The following is a 5,353-nucleotide window of genomic DNA, read 5'->3' as shown; positions in this document are numbered from 1 at the left end:
AATTAATTGTTAACAGGCGTTTTATTTATAATGGTTGATGGGATTGATCAGTTTGTTGCCTATCATTGTTATAAAAAGTTTCTTCCAAGTGATGATCCGTTGTTTTACGAGCAAAACACATAATGGCAGCGATATAAAATAAAATCGGAGCTAATAATATAATTCCTGATAACATAGCTGCAAATATAAATAAGACTCCTGCTGTCTTCGGACTTTTGTTTTTTGAAACTTTAAACACGCCAACAATACTTAAAATTAAACTAATTAGTAATGTTCCAACAAAAACCCATCCTACTATCCCAAAAATGTTTAGACCCACACTAACGATATCATTGAACATAAGCATGTCCTCAGAAGTCATTGTTGGATCTGTTATGATCATTTGTTCTTCAAAGTACATTTGTATTTCTGCAGAATCTGCTGAAGATACACCCATTACTGCTAATGTAACAATTATTAAAAAAATTGCATTTAATATTGATCCTATAATACCTAAAGCTACTTCTCCAACTCTACTCAAAACATTCACCTCTTTAATTTCTATTTGCCTATCTACATTTAAATTATATGAAACATTTTCCTATTTGGTTTCATATTTTTAACATTCCCTTCATAAACTATGAATAAACCTGTTTGATAACAGAAAGTTGGGGTATATAATGAATAACCGCAAAAAAATGAAAGGAACTGATGACACAATGGAAAAGAAACTAGTATTTAACCAATCAGATTTTATGTACACCGTTTTAGGAGCTTCAGTTCTAACTGGATTTCTACTCTTATTTACTCAATTATAATGTGTTTAAAATATAGGACAATAAAAAGGCAATCCGGTTTATTAACGGATTGCCTTTTTATTATGCTTTAAGATCGTCGTATTCATTGGATTGATTAAATGCAGTTACTACAAAAGAACAAACCGCTTCCATTTTATAGCCTTTTTCGCGTGCAAACTCAGCTGCTTTATCAAGTAACTTCTTTGCATTCCCTTGACCTCGGAAGGATGGAGATGTAAATGTATGATCCATTACCATTACATCACCTAACAAAGTCCATGTAATCTCTCCTAAATTTTGGCCATCTTTTTCATGCACAAATGCATAAGCATCATGACCCATTTCTTTATACAAAAATGCCATCTACTACCACTCCTTTTTATCTGTGTAGTATACTTTATTCCTTAAACGTTAGCGGACGAAGTGAAGATTCAATTTGTTCACGACGGGACTCTAAAAATGGTGGTAAGGCAAGGGTTTCCCCTAATGTATCCATTGATTCATCTGTCGCAAATCCTGGCTCATCCGTTGCAAGTTCGAACAGTATTCCATTTGGTTCGCGGAAATAAATTGATTTAAAGTAATATCGATCTATTTTTCCTGAAGTCATAAACCCTTTAGAACGTAATAATTCTTCCCATTTGTCATAATCCTCAAACGTCTTTACTCGGAACGCCACATGATGAACACTACCACGCCCTGGTCGTTCTATTGGCAAATCAGAACGCTCTTCGATATGGACTTCGGAAGCTGGACCGCCCTCACCTGTAGAATACACCATAATATCAGGCATCCCTGCACTGTTCGATGCGTACGAACCCAATTTTTTGAAACCTAATACTTCAGTCAATACAAGTTGTGTTTTTTCCGACTGGCGAACTGTTAATGTTACTTGTCCTAAACCAACAACAGAGAAATCTTCAGGTACTTCAGACTTTGCCCAGGGTATTCCATAGGGAACGCCTTTCCCATCATCTACTACTAACATGAGTCGAGATCCCTCAAAGTCTTCAAAATTCATTGTTTTTCTTCCAAAACGTTCTACCACTTCTTCAAAATGAACTTGATGCTTTGTAAAACGTTCTTGCCAATACGTTAATGCAGCTTCACTCTTCACCCTAAAAGCTGTATTGCTAATGCTTGAAACACCAGGTACCGTCTTTCCAGCACTCGGAATATCAAAATAAGTCATATCTGTTCCCGGTGTCCCTACAGCGTCTGCATAAAACAAGTGATAAGAAGAAGTGTTATCTTGGTTTACACTTTTTTTTACAAGTCGCATACCTAATATAGTTGTAAAAAAATCAAAATTCTTTTCAGCATTAGCTGTAATTGCTGATACATGATGAATTCCTGCTAATTCCATATAAAATTCCTCCTAAAAGATAATATCTTGAATTCGAGATATTTTTCTTTTATTTTAGCATCCGTCATAAGTATGTGCAATTCTTCTGTTTAATAATAACAGCGTTAAAACCCGCTAAGCTAACAAGGGGCTCAAGTTTCACTTGAGCATCCCCAAATGTCCCTTAGAGAGAGCCCCAGCAGGCCAAGGTGCTCTCATCGACTCTATTTGTGGAGCATCTAAAAACAAGTTGCCCCTCAAAGTTTTGATTGAATTCAAGCTTTGCTCGATTAGTTAAACAATGAGCGCAGTGAATCAATTAAATCATTAAAGAAAGTTTTAACACTTTGCCAAAAACCTTCGTTATCTACAATATTGCCAAGTTTATCTGAAATAGTTTTACTTAAATCATTTAACTGATTAGACCACTGAGAAAAGTCAATGTCTAATTGACGGATACGGTCCATTAAATCTATCAATAATTGACGGTCTTCTGGGCTTAACTCAATTTGGAGATTAGCTAATTGATCCTCCACAATTTTTTCAACATCTTCTTTTGTTGCTGGATTTAGTTCGGCGATATCTTTTTTAATTTCCGTTAAGAGTTCACTTACCTTAGCTTCATCAATACCAGACTTGTCTGCTAATATAGTTGCCACTGAAAGTTCATCATTAGCCACATCCGTACGTTCTGTATCTAGTTTTTCTCCACTAACTTCATATGCCTTGTAGATGCCTACTAATGCAGAGTGTCCTGTCACTTTTTTGGGTGCAGCTACTTCTACTGTCGCATCCTCAATTCCTGCAGTCAGCATGGCATTAGCATACATTTCAGCTGTTACTTGTGTAATGTTATCTTCGGTAACAATATCAATTACTAACCCTTTTCCTTTATCTTGACGTGTGATTTTTGCAGATGAAAACATGCGCGCTGAAGCATCTCCATCTTTGATGTACTTTACTAAATCTTCTCCTGATACTGAAATTTCTTGTACTTCTGATTCATTTGTTACTTCTAGGCTATCTTTAACACTTTGCTTTTCAGCGTCTGTTAAGTCTGCCCCATAAACGACAATCGGTAATCCGAATTTTTCATTAATCGCGGCGGAAGTATCAGTACTTGCCAAAACCCCTGATGGTATTAGTAATAGCACTGCTATCAGTAATGAAGTAAAACGAACGATATTCTTTTTCATTTATTGTTTCTCCTCTCAATACAAACCTTTTTATGGGTAAGCACCCTTTTTAAGCATATGCTTCACACTTGATAATACGATATAAGGCACAAAAAGTTTCGGGAAGCCTTAAACTCCTCCTTCTTTTTGTGCCCTAACTGAAAACATTTCAAACTTAAATGTCAGATTTAACTAAAGTCCAGCCATCTTTTTGTTCGATTTTTCTTTCCTTCATTAACTTTCCTAATGCACGTTTGAAAGAGGCTTTACTCAAGTTAAACATCTCGTAAATCTCATCTGGAGAAGACTTGTCTGTAAATGGCATTTTACCACCACAATCTTGAATGTACTTAAATAAGGTTTCAGCATCGTCCAATAATCTTTCTTCTTTACGTGGAAGCATCGAGCCGTTTAAAGTCCCATCTTCTTTTACATCAATCACACGGATTTCAACGTCTTCTCCTAAGCGAGGTTCAGCCAATTGTTCCGTGTGGTGAACAAATATTCTATATCCATCAGGAACAGTGATAAAGAATGAGCCAACCGGAAGTAACCGATAAGCACGTCCTGTTAAGTTTTTATTGAAAACCGTTGTAGTAGCTTCTACAAACGTTTCTTCAACTCTTTCTTCAGTTATTAGACGTCCAAATAATTCGCCGTGATGATCAGTTCTTAATGTCATATACAAGTGATCACCAGTTGTTGGCCAAAGTTCTTTAAGTACTGGCAAATCAAAACTTTTAACGATCACTTCGCGTCCATTTCCAATATCTACGTAAGACCCCTCACGTTCACCAGTTTTGATGACTCTCGCCCAACCATACGTGGTTTTTGTAACATGTGGTAAGGAGGAAGTTGCACTTAAATTACCTCGACGGTCTTTAAATAAGAACACTTTAATTGTATCGCCTACCTGAACTTCTTGCGGTGCTTCAGATTCATTAATGGATACATCAATTTGTCCATTGGATAATATCCATTTAGATGAGTCTTGCGATTTAACTTGTAATTCTATAATTTCTCCTGGTGCCATTTCAGTCATACAGAAACTCCTTTCGTTTTGCATTTAATCTGATTGTTGCTGTTGTTTAAGTTCTTCGAGTTTTTGAAGAAAATCAGGGTTTTCTTCCATTGCTTGAATTAAGTCAACAATCCGATCGATTGAATTCCAACTTAAGTGATGTTCAATTCCTTCTACATCTTCATATATTTTCTCTTCCTGTACGCCAATTAAACGTAAAAACTGTTCCAACAAATCATGACGTTGAACTAATCGCTTTCCTAATTTCAATCCCTTTGTTGTTAACATTAGTCCCCTATAGCGTTCATATATCAAGTATCCGTCTTTGTCGAGTTTTTGAACCATTTTTGTTACAGAAGAAGGAAGGACTGAAAGAGATTCTGCGATATCCGAAACACGTGCATATCCTTTTTGCTCAATCAGGAGATAGATTTGTTCAATATGATCTTCCATACTTGGTGTCGGCATCACTGTGTTCCTCTCTTTCCATAGCTTATATAAGTGTACTATAGTCCCTATCCGTTCTCAATATTTGGACTAAAACATGCGGAATTTCAACAATATTTTCAAAACTATGGTTTCGATAGTTTATCTCTGAATTTTGCAGGGTAGTTTACTGTAAACGAAGCTACTAATATTTTGTATAGAGAGGGTGAGTTTCATGGGTAAATTAATATGGATGGTAATCGTTGTATTACTCGTTATTTGGTTGCTAGGAATTGTATTAAAAATAGGCGGTGCCCTAATCCACTTAATACTATTAATTGCTGGTATAGTCTTGATCATTCAATTAATAACTGGTAAACGAAAACTGTAAGACGAAGTAGCTTAACAGACACATATTCATATCCAAGTCATGGGTACTTTTAATTTTCACTAAGAAAAACCGGGTAAGTGCGCCCGGTCCTTTAAAGTACAAATATTTTATGATCAGTAGAAAAGGATATATCAAGCTTTATCGCCTTTTGTTTTTGGATCGCTTTGGACGGCAAGCCTACTGCACCATAATCCATAGAATCGAGTAGGAGGGAGTGAT

The 5,353-nt window shown here is 36.0% G+C and carries 8 protein-coding genes; 2 read left to right on the top strand and 6 right to left on the bottom strand.

Annotated elements, in window-relative coordinates:
* Positions 1 to 25 precede the first annotated feature (25 nt).
* Entirely contained in the window at positions 26 to 529 is a 504-nt protein-coding gene (locus B371_RS0101825; protein ID WP_237721490.1) for a DUF4064 domain-containing protein, read from the bottom strand.
* A gap of 130 nt (positions 530 to 659) precedes the next feature.
* Here B371_RS0101825 and B371_RS23290 point away from each other — a divergent pair, with 130 nt between their 5' ends.
* Entirely contained in the window at positions 660 to 797 is a 138-nt protein-coding gene (locus B371_RS23290) for a hypothetical protein (protein ID WP_019412611.1), read from the top strand.
* A gap of 60 nt (positions 798 to 857) precedes the next feature.
* On the opposite strand, the gene B371_RS0101815 is transcribed toward B371_RS23290, so the two are convergent.
* From B371_RS0101815 to mntR, 5 genes are all read right to left on the bottom strand, one after another.
* On the bottom strand, positions 858 to 1,139 hold the full coding sequence (locus B371_RS0101815) for a GNAT family N-acetyltransferase (protein ID WP_019412610.1): 282 nt from the start codon (positions 1,137 to 1,139) through the stop codon (positions 858 to 860).
* A gap of 34 nt (positions 1,140 to 1,173) precedes the next feature.
* Positions 1,174 to 2,142 (bottom strand): ring-cleaving dioxygenase, encoded by a 969-nt coding sequence (locus B371_RS0101810; RefSeq protein ID WP_019412609.1) that lies wholly within the window; start codon positions 2,140 to 2,142, stop codon positions 1,174 to 1,176.
* A 269-nt stretch (positions 2,143 to 2,411) separates the two neighbouring features.
* Complete coding sequence (locus B371_RS0101805; protein WP_019412608.1) at positions 2,412 to 3,317, bottom strand: DUF1002 domain-containing protein; 906 nt, start codon at positions 3,315 to 3,317, stop codon at positions 2,412 to 2,414.
* A gap of 154 nt (positions 3,318 to 3,471) precedes the next feature.
* Positions 3,472 to 4,338: a S1 RNA-binding domain-containing protein gene (locus B371_RS0101800; RefSeq protein WP_019412607.1), complete on the bottom strand. Its 867-nt coding sequence runs from the start codon at positions 4,336 to 4,338 to the stop codon at positions 3,472 to 3,474.
* Between the two features lie 24 nt (positions 4,339 to 4,362).
* Positions 4,363 to 4,785: a transcriptional regulator MntR gene (gene mntR, locus B371_RS0101795; protein ID WP_019412606.1), complete on the bottom strand. Its 423-nt coding sequence runs from the start codon at positions 4,783 to 4,785 to the stop codon at positions 4,363 to 4,365.
* A gap of 193 nt (positions 4,786 to 4,978) precedes the next feature.
* Between mntR and B371_RS23285 the strand changes: the two genes are divergently transcribed.
* Positions 4,979 to 5,134, top strand: a complete 156-nt coding sequence (locus B371_RS23285; RefSeq protein WP_019412605.1) for a lmo0937 family membrane protein — start codon at positions 4,979 to 4,981, stop codon at positions 5,132 to 5,134.
* The last annotated feature ends 219 nt before the right edge of the window (positions 5,135 to 5,353 follow it).

This window comes from Paenisporosarcina sp. TG20 (assembly GCF_000286315.1).
Taxonomy (GTDB): Bacteria; Bacillota; Bacilli; order Bacillales_A; family Planococcaceae; genus Paenisporosarcina.
Note: the sequence above shows the minus strand (reverse complement) of the source record. Positions and strands in the feature narration are given on the sequence as shown.